The organism is Escherichia sp. 94.0001 (assembly GCF_013369155.2).
In the GTDB taxonomy this organism is placed as follows: Bacteria; Pseudomonadota; Gammaproteobacteria; order Enterobacterales; family Enterobacteriaceae; genus Escherichia; species Escherichia coli_F.
Genome location: NZ_JABWMS020000240.1, coordinates 1 through 467, shown reverse-complemented (window position 1 = coordinate 467; position 467 = coordinate 1). Strand labels below are relative to the sequence as shown.

Below are 467 nucleotides of genomic sequence, written 5' to 3'. Positions count from 1 at the left end.
GGCAGCGGATGACGGCAGTGAGCGGCTGGTCAGCACGGCCCGGACGGCGGAAACCGCATACCGCTTCAGGCAGCTGGCGCTGGGGAACTACAGGCTGACAGTCCGGGCGGTAAATGCGTGGGGACAGCAGGGCGATCCGGCATCGGTATCGTTCCGGATTGCCGCACCGGCAGCGCCGTCACAGATTGAGCTGACGCCGGGCTATTTTCAGATAACTGCCACGCCGCATCTTGCGGTTTATGATCCGACGGTACAGTTTGAGTTCTGGTTCTCGGAAACGCGGATTACCGATATCAGGCAGGTTGAAACCAGCGCGCGCTATCTTGGCACGGCGCTGTACTGGATAGCCGCCAGTATCAATATTAAGCCGGGTCATGATTATTATTTTTACGTTCGCAGTGTGAACACCGTCGGCAAATCGGCATTCGTGGAGGCTGTCGGTCGGGCGAGCGATGATGCGGAAGGTT

General features: G+C 58.7%; 1 protein-coding gene. It reads left to right on the top strand.

What is annotated here, in order from left to right; translation table 11 throughout:
• Positions 1-467, top strand: a 467-nt coding sequence (locus HEN33_RS25480; RefSeq protein ID WP_445297913.1) for a phage tail tip protein J-related protein, incomplete at both ends; no start/stop codon positions are given.